This window comes from Pseudomonas sp. LS.1a (genome assembly GCF_022533585.1).
Classification (GTDB): domain Bacteria; phylum Pseudomonadota; class Gammaproteobacteria; order Pseudomonadales; family Pseudomonadaceae; genus Aquipseudomonas.
In genome coordinates this window covers 2,720,740-2,741,618 of record NZ_CP092827.1, presented here as the reverse complement: position 1 = coordinate 2,741,618, position 20,879 = coordinate 2,720,740, and the positions used below count along the sequence as shown (strand labels likewise).

The following is a 20,879-nucleotide window of genomic DNA, read 5'->3' as shown; positions in this document are numbered from 1 at the left end:
AAAACGCCAGTCGGTTTTCTATAAATAACTCGGAAAGACTTACAACGCTGACGACTACACCAACACGGCGACCCGAGTGTCCTGCTATTCCGAATTAAATAGTCACAAATAGTTTCTTGATCAATAAAATAAAGTTGACCTTATTTGGGAAAGCGTACGTAAAAGTACCTTCGGCCATGTTGATGGATGCAAACGGATGGCACTTCCCGGTCAGACCCACTCAAGTGGACGCAGGCAAAAAATTGGCAGTCTCCTGGCCAAACTTGAGTTTGGCTACTTTGCTCAGAGACCAGCCACTGGTTTTGAACACATCAGCGCGGCGTCCAGCAGCCTGCCGTGGTCGTACCAGGCATCGCGTTGATAAGCCCTGAACTGTTGCCGGGCTCCCGTGCCCCGCACCTCGACCAAGCCACCCGCCTTGTTGGGGTCGGTGCTATCGACGAACAGTTTGACCGAGTTGTCACCATCGACCTGGTAGGTTTTCACACGCCCTGGAAGTTCGCTTTTGACGCACCCCAGGTACGCCGGCGTACTTCTTTCCGTGGCTCCGGACGCATACCCATGGCCCTCACGCACATCGGGGTCATGTGCGCAGCCTGCCATGAACAGTGTGGCGAAAGTAGACATCAGTATTGCGCCTGCTACCGACCTTGAGCTCTTCACGCGACACACTCCTGCTACCCCATCGAGTAACCTGGTAAAGTGTTGCCAAGCCGCATGCCCTTTTTTTGTTTTGGTTTGCCCATGTTACTGCTCAATGTCACCCGGGCATTAGGCTTGTTTGCTATATCGGTTCAAGGGGCGGGCTCTCCCCGCGAAGATAACCTGGTTCGTGGGTTACTCGGCATGTTCCAGATCGGCCAGCCTGGGCGAGCTTCCCTTGTTTTCCAGTGGGCTCGCACAGGCATGGCCGCAAGCGCATGGTCTTCTTGCGCGAGATTTCAGCTGGCGCTCGACTCGGGGCCTGCAGTGCCGTGTGGCCATGAACCCGACAGAGAGCGGGCAAGGCTTGCCCGAGCCGGGTTGTCACCCTGCCGAAGCCCCCGATTTCGGGTGCAACTGGGCCCACAAACGGGGATCAGGCGATGGCCTTCAGAAACACAAACGTCGCTGCCAGATCCAGGACCAGCACAGCAACCACAACGAAGATCATGTAGTAGCGGTCATTCTGAGTCATTTCTGCGTACCCCGCATGATCGATGCCTCAGGGTCGCAGCAATTCCCGTTCCAACATCCTGACACTGGACTGTCCCGCAAAGCTCTACATACAAGCTAAGCTCCACGTTCGGGCGCTTTTTCGATGGCCTCAGTACCCTGCATCTGCATCGTCGCTCTAGCGATCCATACCATCTGGCCAGAACCGGCCTTGAAGAGGATGCACCCATGGCGACAATCGAGACTCAAGCCCTAGCACAAGGGCTCTCGCAAGTAGAAAACAGCTGGCAAAAATATGTAGTTTCCCAAAAAAAAGCTGAAGGCCTGAACGGAGACGAGCTGAAGGCAGCCCTGAAAGCAAGTGCGCAGAACTATAAAAGATTCCAGAATCACAGCCAGCAATTTTATGCCGAGGTTCGCAAACGGGTGACGGATGCCGAAAAGCTGGAACACGACATGAAGCTTTATCCTCACCACTACACTTAAAGGGTTTGTTTGCGCTTATGTCCCAGGGGGCACAGCATTTTGCATTCCCTCCCTGGTGCCCTCGGGGGCGGGTTCAGGCCGACCTGGCCTGACGGATGGGCAGTTCGACCCTGAATGTCGTACCGACACCCACCTCGCTGTCTACGCGGATCTCGCCACCATGACGCTTGATGATTCCGTACGAAAGTGACAATCCCAGCCCGGTGCCCTGGCCGATGGGCTTCGTCGTGTAGAACGGATCGAAGATCTTTTGCAGGCTTTCGGCAGGAATGCCACACCCATTGTCTGCAACTTCGATCCACACCCAATTGTCACTGGCGCCGGTTCGCAGGGTAATTCTGCCACGCTCGGCGCCCATCGCCTGGGTGGCATTGACCAGCAGATTCATGATTACCTGATTGATCTGCGAAGGCAGGCACTCGACCTTCGGCAATGCGCCGTAATTCTTGACAAGGTCTGCCTTGTGCCTGAGTTCGCTGGCAACAATGTTCAATGTTGACTCTATGCCTTGATGCAGGTCTGCCAGTTGCCAGTCATGGCTGCTGTCTACTCGTGAAAAGTCCTTGAGGTCCTTGACGATCCGCGCAACGCGGCTGATACCGTCCTTGGATTCGCGGATCAGCGCCGGAATGTCCTCCAGCAAGTAGTCCAGCTCGATTTCCGTGCGCAATTTCGCCAGCTCCGCGCTGAGCCCGTTCGGAATCAGGGTATTTTCCGCGTCAGCATATGCCTTGAGCATGTCCTGCAAACGGTTGAAATAATCATCCAGTGCGCCGAGGTTGGACGAGACAAAACCAATCGGGTTATTGACCTCATGGGCGACGCCGGCTGCCAGCTGACCGAGCGAGGCGAGCTTTTCCGACTGGACCAACTGGTTTTCGAGTTGCCGGCGTTCATCCACCTCGCGCTGCAGTGCAGCGCTGGCTTGGGTGAGTGCCTGGGTGCGCCGTTCAACCCGCTGTTCCAATTCGTCGTTGGCGCTCACCAGCGCTCGGTTTACACGGTTAATTTCGGCATAGCTGCGCATTAGCCATATCCCCATGTACAGCAACAGCAACACCAGCAGGGTGGAAAACACCAGCAGGTAGAAATGGTATCGCTGAGCCGTTAGCGCTGCTGCTTGCTCGTCGCGGTCCAGCATCAGGGCAATGGCGTCCAGGCGCTCGGCGATCGGAACCGCCTCGATCGCTTCAAGCAGCTGATCGACCTTGGGTTGCTCACGAAGAATCAACTCTATGTGTTTGCTGATGGTATCGATAGGCACCTGAAAGTCGACAGGCAAGCGCTCCTTGTTGACCGAAAGATTGTTGAGTCCAACCAGGATGTCGGCAGCTTTTTCATCGGTTGTGGTCTGGGCAAACTCAAGGCTGCTTAGCATCAAGTCATAGGTATCGCTGGTGATTCTGCGCAGGCGCAGTGTATCGGCATCGACCAATTGACGAAGGTGCACCTGTATTACATCCGCTGCAGCCGGGAGAAAAGCCAGGGAGTTTCGCAGGATCGCATTGTGCGACTTGAAGCGCGAGACCAGCAGCACCTTGTCGTCGAAGGCTTGTTGGTAATCGCGAAAGGCCGTTTGCCAGGCAAGCATATCTGTTTGCGGGTGACGCCCCTCCAGCGTGCCGAATTCCCGCCAAAGACGTTTCATTTCCAGCAGCGGCAGCACCAGCGGGTCATAGTTGTAATTGGTAGTGGTGCGCGACTTGAGCACTGCGCCTTCCCACTGGGCATCGTACTGCTTGATCTGGCGAATCAGATCACGCGCCTGGGCGTAGGTACCATTCTCATCGGATTTGGACATCCAGTACAAATAGACCAGCACCGACGCCAGCGACATGGCACATATAGCCAACAGCAGAAGACTGCGCCGCGCGTTCAATCTCATAGCGGCTTACCCTCCCACTGGCCAGTGAGCGTCCGCAGAAACTTGATGATCAGCGCTTTATCATCGTCGCTCGGATTACGTCCCAACTGATAATGAAACATGGCATCGACAGCGGCTTCCAGGGTAGGCGCCGAACCGTCATGAAAGTAAGGGGCAGTGACCGCTACGTTTCGCAGGCTGGGAACTTTGAACAGATAGAGGTCATCCGGATCACCGGTCACGTTGTAGTGCCCCCGATCCGCCTCGGCAACATTGCCACGGTTGGCGAAGTAGTCATCGAAAACACCGAACTTCTGCAGCATATTGCCGCCGATGTTCACGCCCTGATGGCAGGCTATGCAACCGTATTCCTGGAAGCGCTGATAGCCATGCTTCTCTTCCAGGCTGAGGCTGCTGGTATCTCCCTTCAGATAGCGATCGAAGCGTGAATCGGGTGTCAGCAAGGTACGCTGGTACGTGACGAGGGCATCCCTGGCATCGAGGGTAGTCACTGGCTTGCCATAGGCTTGGGCAAAACCAGCCTGGTAGGCCGGATCGCCAGCAATTCGTTGAACCACGGCAGACCAGCCATCTCCTTTGTCGTCCGCACTACCGGTTGCCAGGTGCACCAGGCCGTCAAACGATTGCGCACGCCCATCCCAGAACTGCAGGAAGTTCAGGCTGGCGTTGAAAACGCTGGGGGTGTGAACTGCCAAGGGCTTGCCATCTGCACCAGGCGAGCGCACCTGCCCGTCCGCGCCACCACGGTCCAGGCGATGGCAATCAGCACAGGACTGGCTGTTATCGGGGGACAAACGCGGGTCATTGAACAGTTTGCGTCCCAGCTCCACCCGGGCAGGGTCAAGCTCAGGCACCGCCGGCAATGGCGTCAACGGCCCACCGATGCTCTGGGCAAACGCCAATGCTGGCAAAACCACAAGCATCGCGGAAACGATGCGAACCTGCAGACAGATCGGCACAGCGCAACCCTCCCTGGCGAGAAGCACCTGTCTCCGAGCATAGTGAGGCCAACCGACAAAAGCTAACAGCCGGGGCAAATATCATCTAGGCTGTGGCCAGGGACTAGTCTGGCTGAGACCGGCAAGGAGGGACCCATGGAGCTACCCGTTACCGATGGCACAGCAGACAAAGCCGTGATACTTCTGGTTGACGACGAACCCTCGATTCTCAACAGCCTTCGTCGTCTGCTACGCAACCAACCCTACGAACTCCTCCTCGCTGAAAACGGCGCCGATGCCTTGCAGTTACTCCAGCAGCGCCCGATCAACCTGGTGATGAGTGATGCACGCATGCCAAACATGGACGGGGCCACGCTATTGGCGCACGTACATGAGCGTTTTCCCGACACGTTGCGCATTCTGCTTACGGGTTACGCTGACACGGACACCATCGCAAAAGCCATCAATGATGGGCATATCTATCGTTACATCAGCAAACCCTGGAATGATGAAGAGCTGGTGGTCACCTTGCGCCAGGCGTTGGCCCACCAACATTCGGAAAGCGAACGAAAGCGCCTGGAACAGCTCACTCAGGTTCAGATCAAGCAGCTCAAGGCGCTTAACGAAAGCCTTGAACAGCGTGTAGCGGCGCGCACCGCCGAGCTGCAACAAACTGCCGACATGCTTGACCTTGCCTATGAAGAACTCAAGCGCAGTTACGTGACCAGCACCGAGTTCTTTTCGCAGTTAGGCAACATGCGCCTGCCCAAGGTCAAGCAGACCAACCGGCAGGTCATAGAATTGATACGGGTGTATTGCGCCAGCCATGGGCTGGACGAAGGTACCTGTCGCAACCTGACCATGGCTGCAGCCCTCTACAACATCGGCAAGATGAGCTGGACCGACAGCATGCTCACCTGCCCTGCCGATCTCATACCTCCACAAGAGCGCGAACTATACCGGTCATACCCGAAACAGAGCGAAGCGCTGGTCATGACCCTGGAGCCAATGAAGGAGGCCGCACAACTCATACTTCACCACCAGGAACGCTGGGACGGCAGCGGTTTTCCGGGCCACCTGAAAGGCGCGGCAATTCCACTGGGCGCCCGCTGGCTGAAAATGGCCGTGGATTTCATCGAATTGCAGCGCGGACTGGTCCTGGATCGCCAGCTCAACAGCGATGAGGCACTGCTCTACATACGCAAATATTCTGGAAAGCTGTATGACCCAGACCTGGTGGAAGACTTCGTCAACGTCTGTGCCGAATACATGCGTGACATTACCTTGACCGACCCGGCGATCAAGGTATTGAGCACCCACGAGCTGGCAGAGGGCATGATACTGGCGCGCAACCTCAATGCCGACAACGGCATGCTGTTATTGAATGCCGGCAAGGTACTGAGCGGTCTGCTGGTAAAAAAACTGATTGCCTTCGAAGAAATGGAAGGTGGCAAATACAGCGTGTTCGTCAGGATTCCCGAGCAGTCAGCCTGCCTGCAGCCGGCGCCCGCAGCGGCGGGCTGACCCGGTTGCGGGCAGGCGCTGAATCCGTTTGACCAGCATCGTGGCAAGCGCGGTGCCTGGCCGCCCCCGTATGACTGCCGTCTCACATATGCGACAATAGGTTCAATGTCTGGTCTCAACCCCCGCATTTATCGCCCAACAGCTCGGGCATGGCGTGCAGATGCTCTATCGACTTATGCGCGCTGGATTAACTCGTCCAACGACTGGCAGGAGCCGGAAAAGCTCCAGATTGGTCCGAAATTGGTCCGCAGCTGCGAAGAAGCCACGTAAGTTATTGATAGGTAAGCTCCTTGATCTCCACCGCCAACATCACCATGCAGTATTTAGTGGGTGTTAGGCGGTGCTTATCGGTTGATTTTGCTGGGCCAAATACCCCTTCCGCCCCCCGCAAAACTCAGTGATTGGTATCAAAATTGGTATCGCTCACCCTCCTCCGGCGTTCTGCCGAACTAATTCAACCCCATTCAATTTCAGACTCATCAAGCGCCCACAGCCTGGCCGACTCGACGATCTCCAGCATGTCGACCAGGTCGCCGTCATCAACCTCTCGCCGCCGGCGCGCGGCATAGGCCATCTCATCGAGCACTGCTGCTCGCCCATCAGGATCAGCTACCAGGGCAACCTGGTCGTTCAGCTCGGCCAACCAGGCCTGCGGAAGCTCAGTTGCCATAAGCACCCACCGCCCGGCACCACCACGACTGGGCATAAAGCACGCCGTCAATTTCCTCAACCCCGTTGATGTTAAGGCCGAGCTGGGCCATGCCATTGAGCTTGGCGTCGTGCAGCCGGGGGATGATGTCGGGTCCAGGTGACGGGTTGAATACCCAGGCCTGGGTCGAAACCCTGCCCAGCGGCTCACTGTAGTGGTCACTGATGTGGATGTCGGCCCGAAGGGGCTGGATTTTCCTGAGCTGATCAGAAGGAATAGCCACGCCATTCACGCGGCGGCGAACGAGGAGGAAGTACATGCTGCACCAAATACTGTATATAGATACAGCATTTCAGCATCAGCCAAAGCAACCGCGCCAGTACCGCTCGGCGGACTATGCCCAATTAGTGAACCGGGCCAGCGGGACCGCCTAACGCTTTGAGCTGGTAGTCGGTGACCGCCTGGAACTGCGACTCGGCAATTAACCGCAAGCGCTCAACCTTTTCGGCAGATTCGCCTGCCGCCTGAGCTTCGTGGTACCGCTTCATCGCAGCCACAGCATCGCCATACATGGGATGATCGGGTAACAGGGGTGGCGGTTTGTCGCTCATTTGCATCCCCCTGGCGGGTGTCATTGGATAGTGGATGGTGGCTGACCAGCTGCGACCAGCTGGTAGTCAATGGCCGCGTTGTAAAGCGAATCGGCGAGCAGACGTAGACGCTCAACTTCTTCAATGGGCGAACCATTCTCCTCGGCTGCTCGATGTGCACGTATGGCCTCCAAGGCTTGACGAAGCAGTGGTTCGCCGGCGAGAGCTATGCCTGCCAACGTTCTTTTCATTGTCTAATCCTGCTATGGAACCAGTGCATTATAGGACGATTCACAAAGCTGCCCCGCTATTCGGGCTCGGTCATAAGCTTTTGCCAGCTCTCCCGCTCGTGCATCAGCCCGGTCGCGCAGTTCGGAGAGCACCATGGCGGCGCGGGTGGCTGCTTGGCCTCGGGCGATAGCGGCGGTATCCGTGCCGGAGCAACTGACGGCGGCGGCAAGCTTGGCACCTTGGTCGCGCAGCCGCTGGCCAGCAGCATCGGCGCCAGCATTGCCAGCGTCAGCAGTCGTTCTTTCTTCTTGGGCATGGGCTCTTGCCTCCTCCTGCGCCTGGGCGCGTCGCTGTTCTTCCTTTCGGGCGCCCTGTTCGCCGATCACCTCGGCCAGACGGTCGCTGCTGTCACGTTCTGCTGATGCACGGGCGGCTTCGGCGCGTTCCACCGCCCTGCCATGCAGGTAGACACCCCAGTGGGACGCTACGCCCAGCACCAGTATCAGCAGTGCCAAGCGCGGTTTAGGGCCGGTCATACACCCAGCACCTTGCGAGCCTTCTCCCACAGCACCATGCGGTCGGAGATGCCGTTGACGCCGCCATTGATCTTGCGGGTGATGCCGACGAAGTCGCCGCGATCCGCCAGCGTGTTCAGGCCACGCGACTGCCAGAACCAGGCCGCCGACGCGGCCGCATGCTCCGGCAGCTCCAGCAGCTCAGGCTGATTGACCAGGTCGAGACCCAGCGCCTCGCCACAGGCTTGGTAATTGGCCAGGCCGGTAATCTGGATCAGGCCCCGGCCGCGATACTTCTGGCCGTCGCCATCGGCCGCCGGCGTGTTGCCCAGCCGGGCCGCCAACGACCCGGTGTCGTACTTGGCCAGGTACTTGTCATTGCCCAGCTCGCGCACATAGCGGAACTGGCCGGATTCATGACCGATCTGTGCGATAAACGCGGCCTGCCGCGCCGGCGTGACGATGCCGCGCGCGCCCATGGCGGCGTTGAGGACGGGTGCAAAAACGCCGGCTTTCGGGCCGGCGTTCGGGAGAATCTGCTGCAGCTGTTGGGGGGTTACGCTCATGCTTACTTACTCCTGTAGTTATCGCTCAGGCCGGCCCTACATCTACGGTCTTGAGCGGCTTTTCGGTTTTCGTCTTGGTGCCCTTGGCCTTGGCTTTACCCTTCTTGCCGCCGTTGCATTCGACGGTCGTGGTCCAGCCCGAGGCGGTAAATACCTGCTCGACACTGTCCACCAGGTACTCACCGTCCAAGCCGACCTTGAAGCCCTGGGCGTTGATCGTGCATTCGGCAAACAGGTCAGTACGCCCGGCCATTTCTAGGCGCACGCCGGCGGTACTGCGGTTGAACGCGGCCAGGCGCGCCTTGGCGGCCTGCTCTGCGGCAGTCTTGTCGGGGTAGATATGACGGTCGGTATGCACCGGGGGCAGGCCGGCGGGGGCCTCGTCGTTGTCCAGCTGGACCACCTGCAGGGCGCCGGTTTTCTTGTCCTGGTGCTGGGTCCGCACAGCCTTTTGCGCGCCTCGATCCCCGAGGCGGAATTGATACCGCTCGACCTCGGTTTTGCTGATGGTTATGACCAGCAAGGCCTTGCCGCTGATGCTGCTCCCGCCCTGCCGAGGCATGACCAGCAGCTTGCCCTCGGCCACCTTAGCGGTACTGTCGTACTGCTTGGCCAGGCGCGTGACAAAGTTAAAGTCCGACTCGTTGCGCTGGTCGACGCGCTCGATCTTGGTGGCCACCGGGCACACCGGCTCCCAGCCGTTGCGCTTGGCCACCTCATTGACGATCTGCGACAGCGGCACGTTTTCCCAGCTGCCACTACGCACGGTCTTGCCGCTGCCGCGCATGTCGCTGGCCTTTCCGCGAATGGTCATGGTGTCCGGCGGGCCGGACAGCTGCACCTCGTCGACGGTAAAGGCCCCCATGCGCTTGAGGGGCTGGCCCTCATAGCCCAGCAGCACCTCCACCCGGCCGCCGCGCCCAGGGAGCGCAACAGCCTGGTCGCGGTCGTCAATGCGCAGCTCGAAATCGTCCGACTCCATCCCGGGCTTGTCCGATATCCGCAGCAGCAACAGGCGGTCATTGATCAGCGCGGTAATGTCCTTGCCATCCGCGACTATGCGATACGTCGGTTTCATGCTTGCTCCAGAAATGAAAAACCCCGCACAGGGCGGGGCTCGTTACGCGTAACGCGGGGTTATCGGTCGAACAGCTGCAGCAGCTCGACCGCTGGCGCCGACAGGTCGGGCAACTGGATCAGCAGGCCGGCGCGGTACGGCTGCGCCTCCCTGGCCAGATCAGGATTAGCCTCCAGCACCGCCTCGACGGTGCCGTTAAGGTTGCCGTAGTGGTGCTGGCAGATCACATCCAGCAAATCCCCGTCAGACGTTCTGCAGGTCGTTGCCATAGCTCACAAACTCCAGGGTGAAGCCTTGTTTTCGTGGAATGCCGCCGGCCAGCAGGTGGCTTTGTTCTTCGTCCACGCTCACCAGGCACCAGTCGCCCAGCACCTCGCCATAGCCCGTGACCAGCTTCAACGCCTGCAGGTTTCGGCCAATACTGCGCAGCACGCTCAGTTGCTTAATACCGCCCTTGTGGTGCGGGTAAATCGAGCCCTTGAGCGTGATCTTTTCCTCACCCAGGCCAACCGCCTGCTGCGCCACACTGCGGCGCAGGCGCTCCTGGCCAGCCCAGCGAAACGACGCCTGCCGGCGCAGTTCGTCAAAGGCCGCGGTGTCCAGGTTGAAGTAATACGGCTGCTTTTTCGGGTCATGCGGCTGGATGATGAGCAGGTGGGGGAACGGCGCGACCGCCTCGGGCAGCGGCGTGGACGAACCCAGCAGCCCGCCCGTGGGCAGGATGTTGGCCAGTGACGGGCTCACCAGCCCCGCCACCCGCCCGGCCTCGGCCGTGACCTTGGCCGCCATCGTCTTGAACGTGCCGAGGCGTTCCTGCACCTGGGCGGCGCCGGTGACGGCTCGGCTATACATCGACGCCACTTGCCCCACCTGGGACTGTGCCACGTTGATACTGCGCACGATCCGGCCCAGCTTGGCCCCGGCCTCACCGCCCACGAACGGAATGTTTTCCAGCTCCGACGCGGCACCGGTGATGCTGCCAATGGCGCCATTGAGCGGGGAAAGCATGCCGTCCACGCCCTTGCGCCCCGCCTCCCCAGCTGCAACCAGCCCCGACAGGGACGATTCCAGCTGCTCCATGTAGGGCATAACCCCTCCTTAAACGTGTGGTTGGTCGTACAGCTGCACCGATGCCATGCGGGCCTGCACTTCACGCGCCCATTCATCGAACTTACGACGCAATGGCGCTTCAATCTCGCGCACCACCTGATCGGGTTCCTTGACTTCACCATGCACCGTGATGGGCATATGCGGCGCGAAGGTAAACGTCATATCCACCTTCGGCGGCGGCGGCTTGACCGTGACCGCCTTGGCTGGCTTTTCCGGCTCGGGCAGTCGGGGTGCCGGCGTTTTCGCCTTGGCCACCATGTCGCGCACCACATCGCCCAGCCCGTCCGGCCAGGGTGCCGGCTGGGGGGCTGCTTGAGCGGGTACGCCCTGGGCGACCTTGGGTGCCGGTACGACCAGCACCAGGGGCATCACCGGCGCCGCCTGGGCCATCGGCGCACGCGGCGCCGGCATGACCACTGGCTTGACCAGCAGCGGCGCAGGGGCCGGCATGCTGGGCTTGGGCTGGTTGCGCACGGTATCACCCAGGGCAGGCGCCGCCGGTGCCGGCAGTGGCGCGGCGACCGGCTCTCGACGGTCGATCACCACAGGCGCGGTCGGCGCTGCCTTGGGCGCGGTAACCCGTACTGCAGGCGCTGCTGCAGGTGGTACCACCACCGGCGCGGCCGCCGGCGGAACAGGCTTGGACTGGGCACGCACGGCATCGCCCAGGGCGGGCGCCGCCGGTGCCGGCAGTGGCGCGGCGACCGGCTCTCGGCGGTCGACCACCACAGGTGCGGTCGGCGTTGCCTCGGGCGCGGTAACCCGTACTGCAGGCGCTGCTGCAGGTGGTACCACCACCGGCGCGGCCGCCGGCGGAACAGGCTTGGGCTGGGCACGCACGGCATCGCCCAGGGCGGGCGCCGCCGGTGCCGGCAGTGGCGCGGCGACCGGCTCTCGGCGGTCGACCACCACAGGTGCGGTCGGCGTTGCCTCGGGCGCGGTAACCCGTACTGCAGGCGCTGCTGCAGGTGGTACCACCACCGGCGCGGCCGCCGGCGGAACAGGCTTGGGCTGGGCACGCACGGCATCGCCCAGGGCGGGCGCCGCCGGTGCCGGCAGTGGCGCGGCGACCGGCTCTCGGCGGTCGACCACCACAGGTGCGGTCGGCGTTGCCTTGGGCGCGGTAACCCGTACTGCAGGCGCTGCTGCAGGTGGTACCACCACCGGCGCGGCCGCCGGCGGAACAGGCTTGGGCTGGGCACGCACGGCATCGCCAAGGGCGGGCGCCGTCGGCGCCGGCAATGGCGCGGCAACCGGCTCCCGGTTGTCGACCACCACAGGCGCAGGTTTGCCGGCATCGAGCACGCCCGGGGTGGCCCCCTGCGGCTCCAGCGTTACGCGTAACGCTTCACCCGGCGCCGCCGGCGTTTCTGGCTTGTCCTCACCCTCGGCCGCTTCCTCACCAAACCAACGCTTGCCCAGCCAGGCGCCAACCGACTCGCCGCCCATGCCGCCCAACACGGCACCGACAGCACCGCCCACGGCCGTGCCGATGACCGGCACCACCGAACCAATGGCAGCACCTGCAGCAGCGCCCGCGAGCGTGCCCGCGAGACTGCCGCCGGCGGCGCCGTAACCCTCGGCTTTTTCGTCCTGGGTCTTGGCGTTCAGGGCAACATCGAGCGCGGCCGTGCCGGCATCCATGAAATTGCCACCCGGCAAGCGTCTGGCCAGGCGCGTCACGCCACGCATCGAGCGGGCGACCTTGCCCAGCTCGCCGGCGTCGTTCAGCGCCGTGACTGCTGCAGGCAGCGCCCGAGGCTTGGGCGTCGGCGCCTGGGGCGCTTCGACCGCCACCACCGGACGCGTTGCAGCACCTTGCTTGGCCGCGCGCCGGCGTTCCCGGCGGCGACTTCTGCGACTCCCCCTAGCAGGCCCTGCAGGGCCACTATTAGCGACGGTGCTGCCGATCTTGCCGAAGGCATCGGCATTGACCACAAACACGCGCTGCGGGTCTTTGATGCCCCCGAGCGGATCATTGGCCGGCTCGGCATCGGTCGAGCGCGGCGACAGCACCTTGTCCAGCACGCCCAGGCCGGCGTCGACCACCTTACTGCCGGTCCTGAGCCGGCGTGCCGGCGTCTCGACTTCCTTGCCGCCACGCCCCATCACAGCACCGCGCGCGAAGTTGAACGCGCCCTTGCCGATCCGGTACGCGCTGGCAGCAGTACCTAACGCCAGAAGGGCCGCCACGGTGCCGGCAATGCCCGTCACGACCGCCGGGAACTTGTCCGACAGCGTGGTGATGCCCTGGGCAACAGCGGTCAGCCCCTTGGCCGCCATGTCGGTGGCCGGGCGGATGGCATCGCCAATGCTGCGCATGGCGTCGTCAGCTGCCTGGACCGTCTCCGCCCACTGCTGGGCCGAGGTTTCGCGGCGCTCGGCCAGGTTCTTGTCGAGGATGCCCGAGGCCTTCTTGGAATCGGCTTTCAGCTCCTCATACAGCCCCCGGTTTTGCCCGTAGGCGGTCAGCGCCGCCTTGACCTGCATGTCAGCGAAGATATCGCCGGTGCGCAGGGTTTTCTCCAGGGCCTCCAGCGCCGCCCTAGCCTTCTCCGGGTCAACCTCTTTATCGATCTTGGCCTGGGCGTCCTTGATCTTTTTGGCTTGGGCCGGGTCGGTCGTCTCGACGTACTTCATGGCCAGGGCCATGGACGCCTCAATGACGTTCATGCCCTTCTGCAAGCCGGTGTTCAGCGAAGCCTGGTAATCAATGCCGGCGTCTTTGTAGGCCTTGACCACATCGCCGGCGCCGATTTTCTCAATCCAGTTCTTGAGGTTGTTAGCGGCCTCGTCCGAACTGCCGGCGGTCTTCATCTGCACCTGCAGCATGGAACCCAGCGAAGTCACCGCGTCTATCCCGGTGATACCACTTTTTTCCATGTTGGCCAGCAGTTGCGGGAACCACCGGGCCATGTCGCTAGCCTCGAAACTACCCGCCTGGCCCTGGTAGGCGATAGCCTCCAGCGCCTGCTGCATGACCTTCGGGTCGCTGATCTTGGCGTTCTGCTCCAGCGCCTGAATCATCGACGCGGTGTCTACACCCGAGGCGCCTTGGCCAATGGCGAACTTGGCCGCCACCGGCGCATAGGCCAGCGCCTTGTCCAGCTCCATGCCGGCGCCGACCAGCTGGTTGACCAGGTCGGCCACATCGTTACGGGCCATGCCGGTATCGGCCGCCGTATCGATCACCGTCCGGGTTAGCTGCTGCTCCTGGGGCTTGTTGGCAATGTCAGCCTTGATCGCAATGTCACGGATGATCGCCTGGTAATTCGCGCTGATCGTCGTCGGCACGGCAATAGCGGCCGTGGCCGCCACCGTCTTGCCCACGTTCGACTTGAGCGATTCCTTGCCCGCTTGAACCTGCTGGTGGCCTTTGATCTGCAGATCGGCGGCGCGCGCCTCGCGGCCCAGCCGCTGATATTCGCGGCCCAGCCGGCCGACCTCGATACCCTGCTTGCGCAAGGCGTCGAGATTGTCGTTCAACTTGCGCTGCAGCTTATCGGCGCCGGCGGCGCCACTGTCGTGCGCGCGCTTCCATTCCTCGCGCAACTTGATGGTTTCGCCAATGGTGCTTCTCAGCACCTTGGCCTTGTTGCCCTTGGCCTCCAGTTTCTGGATGCCGCTTTCGACCGTCTTAAAGGCGGTGCCGACCGTTGAAGCGACGGCACCCCCGATGACCAGGATCAAAGGCTTTAACGCCATTGCCTACCCCCTCGCCGGCTTAGTCCGAGAGCCACCACACCACATCCGAATAGGGCATGGTCATGATTTCCTCGGCCGAGAAATTCAGCTCGGCCGCCAGTCGCTTGGCGGCCGTCTTCATGCTCTCGGGATTACAGTTCGTCCTCTCGCACCAGAAAGCTGTAACCCGCCGCTACGCGGTTGTAATCCTTGTAAGTCAGGCCCTCCAGGTCCTTTGCGCTGACTTCGGCCAGGGAGGCGAACAGGTTCAGCTCGCGCTGTTCGTCGTCATCGCCGCCGGTCTGGGTGGAGACACGGATATCACGCACCGTCGGCGCGCGCAGGGTGATGGTGTCCAGCTTGATGCCATTCATCTCGGTTGGCTTGGTCAGGGTGATGGTGACGTTTTCAGCGGTCAGCTTGAGGTACTTCGGTACTGGCTTGCTCATGACGCGGTGTCCTTGAATCAGAAAGGGAGACGGAAAGGTTGCAGGGGTTACAGGCCGAGGTCGCGGCGCTGGCTGGCCAGCTGGTCGACGCCGTTGATGACGCGCTTCATGGCCATCGGTTCGATCTCGTAGATGACCTCGCCGCCGACTTCCAGCTTGTAATAGGTCAGGGCCACGGCGTGCTTGTGTTCGGCCTTGTCGCCCGGCTTCCAGTCGCCCATGTCCAACTCTTTCAGGGTGCCGCGCTGGGTGACGATGACCGCTTTGGTTTCACCCTTATGACCCTTGAACGAACCCCGGAACGTCCCGTTGAAGGCGTTACCGTCAGCCAGGCCAAAGAACTTCAACGACTCTTTGCGCACGCCGGTGGTGGTGAAGCTGGATTCCAGCTTTTCCATGCCCAGGTCCATCTCAATCGGCATATCCATGCCGCCTGGGCGGTACTCTTCCATTTTGAGTGCCAGTTTCGGCAGGGTCAGGGAAGGGACATCGCCCTGGAAGCTGACGCCGTCCACAAACAGGTTCATGTTGGCCAGAATTTCGGGAATCATTGCCATGGAATGCGCTCCTTACGCGACTTGGTCGAGGACTTCGGTCAGCCATTGATTGGTGACTTCGATACGGAAATTCGGGTTTTCGGCCGGCGGAACGTCGGTGAAGCGGATGTTCCAATACACCTTGCCCTGCTCCAGCTGGCTGGCCGTGTTGAGCACCGGGTCGGCGTAGACCTCGAAGTTGATGATTGCGCCCTGGGCTTTCAGGTCGCGCATGAAGGCCTGCAGACCTTCGGTTACGTCGCGGATATAGGTCGAGGTAATACCCCGGTCCACCGCCCACTTGTGGCCGTACAGGATCGCGTCCATAACCATGTCCATGGTCCGCACGCGGGTGACGAATGCCCATTTCGGATCGCTCGACAGCGTGCGGTTACCCCACAGGCGGAATCCGTCGTCACGAATGATGGTCGCGATATTGGCGTTGTTGAGCAGGTTGGCCCGGCACGTCTCGTCGCCATCCAGGTACTCAATGGCGCGGGTGGTGCCGGTGATACCGACGAACTCTTTGTTCGATGGCGAGGCCCAGAAACCGTATTCGCTGTCGGTGTAGGCAAACACACCTGCAGCCCAGGCCGAGGCCGGCGCGTCGATGGTCGCATTGGTAGCGGTGTCCCACACCTGCACGCCCGGGTCGACCATATAAATGCGCTTGGAGCCGAACGACTTGGCGTAGGCAGTGGCTGCCTCGTCAGTGGTGTTGGGGCCGTCGATGATTGCCACGGCGCGCAGCTTTTCCGCAATCGACTGCATCGCGGTACCGACCGCCAGGGTCGCGCTGTGCTTGGGCGCGACGATCAGGCGCGGTTGGGCGTTGAACCGGCTCTTGCCGTCCAGCAGCGCCTGCAGGCCGGTACGCTTGCCGTTGGCCTGCACCCCGCCAATGATCGCGGAAGTCTGCGCGGCCGCGTCGGCCACCTTGGCCACACCCGAAGCGACGATGACTGCCTTGGAACGCGCATAGATCGCCCGGCAGGCTTTGGTGATGGCCGCATCGGCACCGAACGCGGCAACGGCCTCGCGCTCGTTGGTAATCAGCAACAGGTCACCGACCTTGGCCGAGACGTTCGCGCCCTCGGTGAAGGTGTCGACCAGGCCAATGATCGAGGAAGACGGCAGCGCAACGTTGCGCGCGCCGGTGTCGACGTTCGTTACGGTAACGCCGTGAAAGAATCCAGCCATGGGATAGCTCCAAAAGAAAGGGCCGCACGCGGCGGCCCTGCAGAAATAAAAACGCCCCGAAAACGGGGCGCTCAAGGGAATGCGGCGAGGGGTCAGACGGCGCCCGGCACACTCGCGCGGATGGCGTTGATTGCCTCGTCGGCGTAGGTTTCAGCCTGCGCATGGATAGTCGCCTTGAGCACCTCGACCTTGCCTTTGAGGCGGGCCGCACGGATCGAACAGACCGCCGCGTGCCAGACCTGCGCCTCCTGCAGGATCGACTCGGCCGCCTCCGTGGGCTCGACGCCCTGAGCATCGACCACAGCCTGTACAGTCAGCGGCACCTCACCGGCGTAACCCGCCAGCTTGAAGGCCGTCGCCTCGGCCTCGGCCAACTGGTTCTCGATGGCGCGCAGCGGATCACCCAGCACCGCCGCCAGCGCTTGGTCGGCCGCCTGGTCGATTTGCTGCTGAGCCACCAGCAGCGCCGCACCGATGGGCAATGCCTCAAACTCGAAGCCGTTGTAATTGATGTCGCCATAGACGACGTTCAGAAAGGTTTTTTGCATAATCGCCTCACAGGCTCGACAGGTTGGTGATGACGTGGCCCAAATCTTTGGACAGGGTGCCCGCAGCGATACCCACAACCAGCGAGCCATTGAGTGCCGAAGGCACCGCCGTGCCGGTCATGGACAGCGCAAAAATTGCCGAGCCTGGACCGATCAGCCTGCCCCGGAAGGTGCCGCGCAGCTCGAACGCGCAGTTGTACATGCGGACCTGCATGATGATCGGGGCCGACGACCCACTGGCAAAAGCGAGCGCATAGTAGGCGCTCAGATCGCCAGCGCTCGACGCCGGCAGGCTGAGCGTCACGTTAAGCAGCTGGAGGGTAGAGCCGCTCGACATCCAGAACGACCCCATACGTGGCAGAGTGTCACCTTCCGGGATGAACTCATTGAGAATCAGTCGACGACCAGAGCCAGGCAACGCACCAATGACCAGCTGACGCCCGTTCGTGTTGATGCTCTTATCCAACACATAGTCCTTGGCCAGCCATACGGTAACCCGACCACAGTCCGGGGTAGCGTCGACGGCCCGTTGCATGGTCTTGAAGGGGCTGGCCTCGGTCCCCAGGCCGTTAGCATCGTCGCCCAGTTGCGGGTCCACCCAGTAGCCGCGGACCAACAACGGCGCCGCAGCGATTGCTGCGGACACGGCAGCGTCAATCGCGGTCTTTTTGCCGCTGAAATAGTCGATCAGCTTATTGTTTGCCGCGACCAGCGCGGCGATTTCAGTTTCAAGGCTCATGGTTATGATCCGTACAAGTGTTGAACAACGGTGTATTGAAGGGCCATCAGGCCGGTGGCATTGGCAACCGTCGCGCTCAGCAGGCTGTCGCGCGTTTCGGTGGCGGTTTTCTCGGCAGCAGACATACGTTCCAGCAGACCGCTGATTTGCTCTTCAGAAATCGCCTGCAGGCGCTCCTGGGCAACCAGGCGGTCGTTCTGCTGCAGGGTGCGCAGCTGCTCGGCAATGAGCGCCGTGGCCTGCACGGCCAAGGGTTCGGCCAGCGTCAGGTTGAGGCCGGCGGCCGTGCTGGTGATGGTCACGCTATCCGCTGGCAGCGCCGCCAGTGACAGGTCGTAAGCCAGCAGCAGGTCGATGTTGGGGGCCTTGTAGGCCAGCGCCTCGGTCAGGTGCGACCAGACCGCCAACAGCGTGCCGTCCGTGAGGAAAATGCCAATCTCGCGCACCCAGTAACCGGTCGCGCCATCCGCGACAGCGGTCAGGTGCAACAGGGTGCTGCTCAGTTTCTCGCCGCCGGAGATCGGAAACCGCGCAATCTCGTTGCGCAGGGTCTTTTGATCGGCGGTCGGGGTGTAGGCCACGCTGCCCAGGGCGATATAGCCAATCTCGGCCGCTAGGCCGGTTTTCGTTGCCGTCAGGATCGCCGCCAGGCCGGCCTTGGTGATGACAGGTTGCAAGCCTGTACTCATAGAACAGCCTCCATGTAGCCCCGCACGACCGTGCGCACCTGCGCCGCGTTGGCCACCAGCGGGGCACCTTCTGCTTGAATAGGAACGCCCTGCGCCTCGGCAAAGCGCCGGGATACGCTGGACGCGTTGAGGGCATTGGCAAACAGCACCGTCTCCGCCATGGGGTCGAACGGAACCGCCTGGGCATCCATGGAGCGGTGCTGCACGGCCCGCGCCTGAAAGGCGTTGCCTAGCACCAGGCCGCCGTCGAAGCGGGCACCCAGCCGAAACTCGTAATGGCTGCGCTCGTTCTTCGCCGCGTCGACCAGGGCGCGCAAGCGCGCGCCCAGCTCGGGCGAAATAATCGACCCCTCACCCGCCCGGTTTTCGTTGGCCCAGGCCGTGACCTGGAATGTGTACGGCGCGGCGTTCGGTATCTGGTGCCACTCCTTGAACTCCGCGTTGACCCGCACCGCCTTGAGCACCCGCCGGATTGCGCCGACGGTGCCCTTGGTCTTGTGAACCGGGATCGCCTCACGGCTCAGCGCGCGGCGCTGCTCGTCGGTGTAGGCGGCTTCCCAGCCTTCAACCTTGAGCGCCCAGCCCAACCAGGGCAGGAAGTTAGGCGGGCAGCGTGCCGAGTCGGCCACGCCCCGGATAATGTCCGGGTCAACGCCGAACTCGCCGGCGCGCTCCAGCGAGCGCTCCAGCAGCGTGGCGTTGTGCGGTAACAGGCTCATGTGACCACCTTGGTGGTTAGGGTGATGGAAGTGGCGCGCGGGTAATGCCGCTTGTCACACACCACCCCTTCCACTGGCTTGACCAGGTCGACACGGCTGATTCCCGTTACGTGTAACGCCGCGTAGGCAGCCGACACGGGCAGCTGCCCCTCCAGCCGACGCGCGGCGGCAATGGCCTTGTCCAGGCTGGCCCGGGCCGCCGCAAGGACAACGTCAGGGTCTGGCCCGTCCTCCACCCACAGCACCGCCTCCACCTGGAAGTCGCTAGGGATGCCGCCCTGCACGCGCGGCCGATCCGTCACCGGGCGCACATCCTCGGCAGACAGCGCTTTGAGGACGGTGGCCACCAGCTGCGCCTCGGGCACGGCGCTAGCAGGCCGGGCCAGTACTGCCAGCGACACATCGCCAGGCAGCGGGTTAGCCAGGCCGGCGTCGTAGTCACAGACCACGACAATGGCCCCGGCCGGCAGCTGCGCCTTAACCGCGGCTGGCACCGCCACCCCGGAAAACCGGGGCGAATCGACCGAAACGTGCACCAGCTCGGCCGACGAACTCAGCGCGTGATACTCGTATGCGCCGCTACTGCCGGCGACAGACAGCGCCTCCAGTGACAGGCGCGTGCGGTAGCGCAGCGCCTCATCGTCTTCCATCACTGCCTCCACCGGCGGCACCGCGTCGGGGTCAGCCGCTCGAATGGTCAAGCGTTGCACACCGTAGTCGGCCGCGCGGTTGTCCAGGTCGGCGCCCTTGGCATAAGCCAGCAAGCTGGCCTTGGCCGCCGCGTTGATACGGGCGCGCACCATAAGCTCACGGTAGGCCATGACCTCCATCAGCTTGACCACCGGGTCGGACTCCAACAGCGCGGTCCACTGGTCGCCCATATGAGCACGGAAGATGCCTAACACCTCCTGATACAGCGTCTCGAACTCCAGGGTTTCCACCACATCGGGCGGGGGCAGCAAAGACAGGTCAATCATGCGCTCACCTCCACGACGGCCGAGTTGCCCAGGTACTGGCCCGTCAGCACCAGACCAATCTGACCATCGAGCACGGAAACGACCTTGACCCGTTCCAGCTGCAGACGCGGTTCCCAGCGACCCAGGGCGCGGGCCACCTCGGCCTGTACGGCGCTTTTCCAGCCCTCGTTAACCGGCAGGTCGACAAAGCGGCGCAGGTTGCAGCCGTATTCAGGCCGCATGCGGCGACTACCCAAGGGCGTGGTCAGGATGTCCTCAATCGACTGTTTGAGATGATCGAGGCCGGTGGATTTCTGGCCGGTCCTGCGGTCCAGGCCAATCATGCTTAGCCGTCCAGCTGCTGCAGATCGGCATGGCCACGCAGGAACGCCAGCGCCTCGGCGTCGTCGGCCTGGACGGTCACGCGGCCGGCCTGCACCTTGAACTCGCGCAGGTCGTCACCGGCCTGCAGGAACAGCGAGCGCGAGGTGAAAACGCGGTCGGTGAAGGTCACGCCGGCCGGCTCAGCGGCTGCAACGACGGTGTCGGTGCCGTCGGCACCAGGTACAACTGCGGATTCGGCCGCATCCGCTGCCGCGTCAGTCTCGGCGGTTTTCTTGACTGCCATATGT

25 protein-coding genes and 1 pseudogene are annotated in these 20,879 nt (G+C 62.1%); 3 read left to right on the top strand and 23 right to left on the bottom strand.

Annotation, left to right across the window (positions count from 1 at the left end):
- Positions 1-282: 282 nt before the first annotated feature.
- On the bottom strand, positions 283-627 hold the full coding sequence (locus MKK04_RS12750; RefSeq protein ID WP_207834881.1) for a hypothetical protein: 345 nt from the start codon (positions 625-627) through the stop codon (positions 283-285).
- Between the two features lie 756 nt (positions 628-1,383).
- Between MKK04_RS12750 and MKK04_RS12745 the strand changes: the two genes are divergently transcribed.
- On the top strand, positions 1,384-1,641 hold the full coding sequence (locus tag MKK04_RS12745) for a hypothetical protein (RefSeq protein WP_207834883.1): 258 nt from the start codon (positions 1,384-1,386) through the stop codon (positions 1,639-1,641).
- Positions 1,642-1,714: 73 nt separating this feature from the next.
- Here the strand turns inward: MKK04_RS12745 and MKK04_RS12740 are convergent, their stop codons facing one another.
- Together MKK04_RS12740 and MKK04_RS12735 are read right to left on the bottom strand one after the other, a co-directional pair.
- Entirely contained in the window at positions 1,715-3,526 is a 1,812-nt protein-coding gene (locus MKK04_RS12740; RefSeq protein WP_241106751.1) for a DAHL domain-containing protein, read from the bottom strand.
- The gene (locus MKK04_RS12735; RefSeq protein ID WP_233687511.1) at positions 3,523-4,449 is read right to left on the bottom strand and encodes a cytochrome-c peroxidase; all 927 of its coding nucleotides are present in this window, start codon (positions 4,447-4,449) and stop codon (positions 3,523-3,525) included. The genes MKK04_RS12740 and MKK04_RS12735 overlap by 4 nt, the downstream gene beginning before the upstream one ends.
- Positions 4,450-4,620: 171 nt before the next feature.
- Here MKK04_RS12735 and MKK04_RS12730 point away from each other — a divergent pair, with 171 nt between their 5' ends.
- Together MKK04_RS12730 and MKK04_RS12725 are read left to right on the top strand one after the other, a co-directional pair.
- Entirely contained in the window at positions 4,621-5,988 is a 1,368-nt protein-coding gene (locus tag MKK04_RS12730) for an HD domain-containing phosphohydrolase (protein ID WP_241106750.1), read from the top strand.
- A gap of 63 nt (positions 5,989-6,051) precedes the next feature.
- Positions 6,052-6,258: pseudogene (locus tag MKK04_RS12725) on the top strand (site-specific integrase); the annotation flags it as partial.
- Between the two features lie 184 nt (positions 6,259-6,442).
- Here the strand turns inward: MKK04_RS12725 and MKK04_RS12720 are convergent.
- From MKK04_RS12720 to MKK04_RS12625, 20 genes are all read right to left on the bottom strand, one after another.
- Entirely contained in the window at positions 6,443-6,658 is a 216-nt protein-coding gene (locus MKK04_RS12720; protein WP_241106749.1) for a hypothetical protein, read from the bottom strand.
- Entirely contained in the window at positions 6,648-6,956 is a 309-nt protein-coding gene (locus tag MKK04_RS12715) for a hypothetical protein (RefSeq protein ID WP_241106748.1), read from the bottom strand. Before MKK04_RS12715 ends, MKK04_RS12720 begins: the two co-directional genes overlap by 11 nt.
- 85 nt (positions 6,957-7,041) lie before the next feature.
- Complete coding sequence (locus MKK04_RS12710) at positions 7,042-7,248, bottom strand: hypothetical protein (protein ID WP_241106747.1); 207 nt, start codon at positions 7,246-7,248, stop codon at positions 7,042-7,044.
- A 20-nt stretch (positions 7,249-7,268) separates the two neighbouring features.
- Complete coding sequence (locus MKK04_RS12705) at positions 7,269-7,478, bottom strand: hypothetical protein (RefSeq protein WP_241106746.1); 210 nt, start codon at positions 7,476-7,478, stop codon at positions 7,269-7,271.
- Positions 7,479-7,490: 12 nt separating this feature from the next.
- Positions 7,491-7,994, bottom strand: coding sequence for a DUF2514 domain-containing protein (locus tag MKK04_RS12700; protein WP_241106745.1), 504 nt, complete (start codon positions 7,992-7,994; stop codon positions 7,491-7,493).
- Positions 7,991-8,539, bottom strand: coding sequence for a glycoside hydrolase family 19 protein (locus MKK04_RS12695; RefSeq protein WP_241106744.1), 549 nt, complete (start codon positions 8,537-8,539; stop codon positions 7,991-7,993). The genes MKK04_RS12700 and MKK04_RS12695 overlap by 4 nt, the downstream gene beginning before the upstream one ends.
- Positions 8,540-8,564: 25 nt before the next feature.
- The gene (locus MKK04_RS12690; protein ID WP_241106743.1) at positions 8,565-9,617 is read right to left on the bottom strand and encodes a phage late control D family protein; all 1,053 of its coding nucleotides are present in this window, start codon (positions 9,615-9,617) and stop codon (positions 8,565-8,567) included.
- Positions 9,618-9,676: 59 nt separating this feature from the next.
- Positions 9,677-9,886 carry a tail protein X gene (locus MKK04_RS12685; protein WP_241106742.1) on the bottom strand — a complete coding sequence of 70 codons (210 nt, stop codon included), beginning with the start codon at positions 9,884-9,886 and terminating at the stop codon, positions 9,677-9,679.
- Entirely contained in the window at positions 9,861-10,706 is an 846-nt protein-coding gene (locus MKK04_RS12680) for a phage tail protein (protein ID WP_241106741.1), read from the bottom strand. Before MKK04_RS12680 ends, MKK04_RS12685 begins: the two co-directional genes overlap by 26 nt.
- A gap of 9 nt (positions 10,707-10,715) precedes the next feature.
- The gene (locus tag MKK04_RS12675; RefSeq protein ID WP_241106740.1) at positions 10,716-14,432 is read right to left on the bottom strand and encodes a phage tail tape measure protein; all 3,717 of its coding nucleotides are present in this window, start codon (positions 14,430-14,432) and stop codon (positions 10,716-10,718) included.
- 131 nt (positions 14,433-14,563) lie between these two features.
- The gene (locus MKK04_RS12670) at positions 14,564-14,860 is read right to left on the bottom strand and encodes a phage tail assembly protein (RefSeq protein ID WP_241106739.1); all 297 of its coding nucleotides are present in this window, start codon (positions 14,858-14,860) and stop codon (positions 14,564-14,566) included.
- A gap of 47 nt (positions 14,861-14,907) precedes the next feature.
- Positions 14,908-15,417: a phage major tail tube protein gene (locus MKK04_RS12665; protein ID WP_241106738.1), complete on the bottom strand. Its 510-nt coding sequence runs from the start codon at positions 15,415-15,417 to the stop codon at positions 14,908-14,910.
- Positions 15,418-15,429: 12 nt separating this feature from the next.
- Positions 15,430-16,596, bottom strand: coding sequence for a phage tail sheath subtilisin-like domain-containing protein (locus tag MKK04_RS12660; protein WP_241106737.1), 1,167 nt, complete (start codon positions 16,594-16,596; stop codon positions 15,430-15,432).
- A 92-nt stretch (positions 16,597-16,688) separates the two neighbouring features.
- Positions 16,689-17,144, bottom strand: a complete 456-nt coding sequence (locus MKK04_RS12655; protein WP_241106736.1) for a hypothetical protein — start codon at positions 17,142-17,144, stop codon at positions 16,689-16,691.
- A 7-nt stretch (positions 17,145-17,151) separates the two neighbouring features.
- The gene (locus tag MKK04_RS12650; protein ID WP_241106735.1) at positions 17,152-17,883 is read right to left on the bottom strand and encodes a hypothetical protein; all 732 of its coding nucleotides are present in this window, start codon (positions 17,881-17,883) and stop codon (positions 17,152-17,154) included.
- Between the two features lie 2 nt (positions 17,884-17,885).
- A complete protein-coding gene (locus tag MKK04_RS12645) occupies positions 17,886-18,572 on the bottom strand; it encodes a phage tail-collar fiber domain-containing protein (protein WP_241106734.1) in 687 nt (228 codons plus the stop codon).
- Complete coding sequence (locus MKK04_RS12640) at positions 18,569-19,291, bottom strand: phage tail protein I (protein WP_241106733.1); 723 nt, start codon at positions 19,289-19,291, stop codon at positions 18,569-18,571. The genes MKK04_RS12645 and MKK04_RS12640 overlap by 4 nt, the downstream gene beginning before the upstream one ends.
- The gene (locus MKK04_RS12635) at positions 19,288-20,268 is read right to left on the bottom strand and encodes a baseplate assembly protein (protein ID WP_241106732.1); all 981 of its coding nucleotides are present in this window, start codon (positions 20,266-20,268) and stop codon (positions 19,288-19,290) included. The genes MKK04_RS12640 and MKK04_RS12635 overlap by 4 nt, the downstream gene beginning before the upstream one ends.
- Complete coding sequence (locus tag MKK04_RS12630) at positions 20,265-20,591, bottom strand: GPW/gp25 family protein (RefSeq protein ID WP_241106731.1); 327 nt, start codon at positions 20,589-20,591, stop codon at positions 20,265-20,267. Before MKK04_RS12630 ends, MKK04_RS12635 begins: the two co-directional genes overlap by 4 nt.
- 2 nt (positions 20,592-20,593) lie before the next feature.
- Complete coding sequence (locus MKK04_RS12625) at positions 20,594-20,875, bottom strand: hypothetical protein (RefSeq protein ID WP_241106730.1); 282 nt, start codon at positions 20,873-20,875, stop codon at positions 20,594-20,596.
- Positions 20,876-20,879 lie beyond the last annotated feature (4 nt).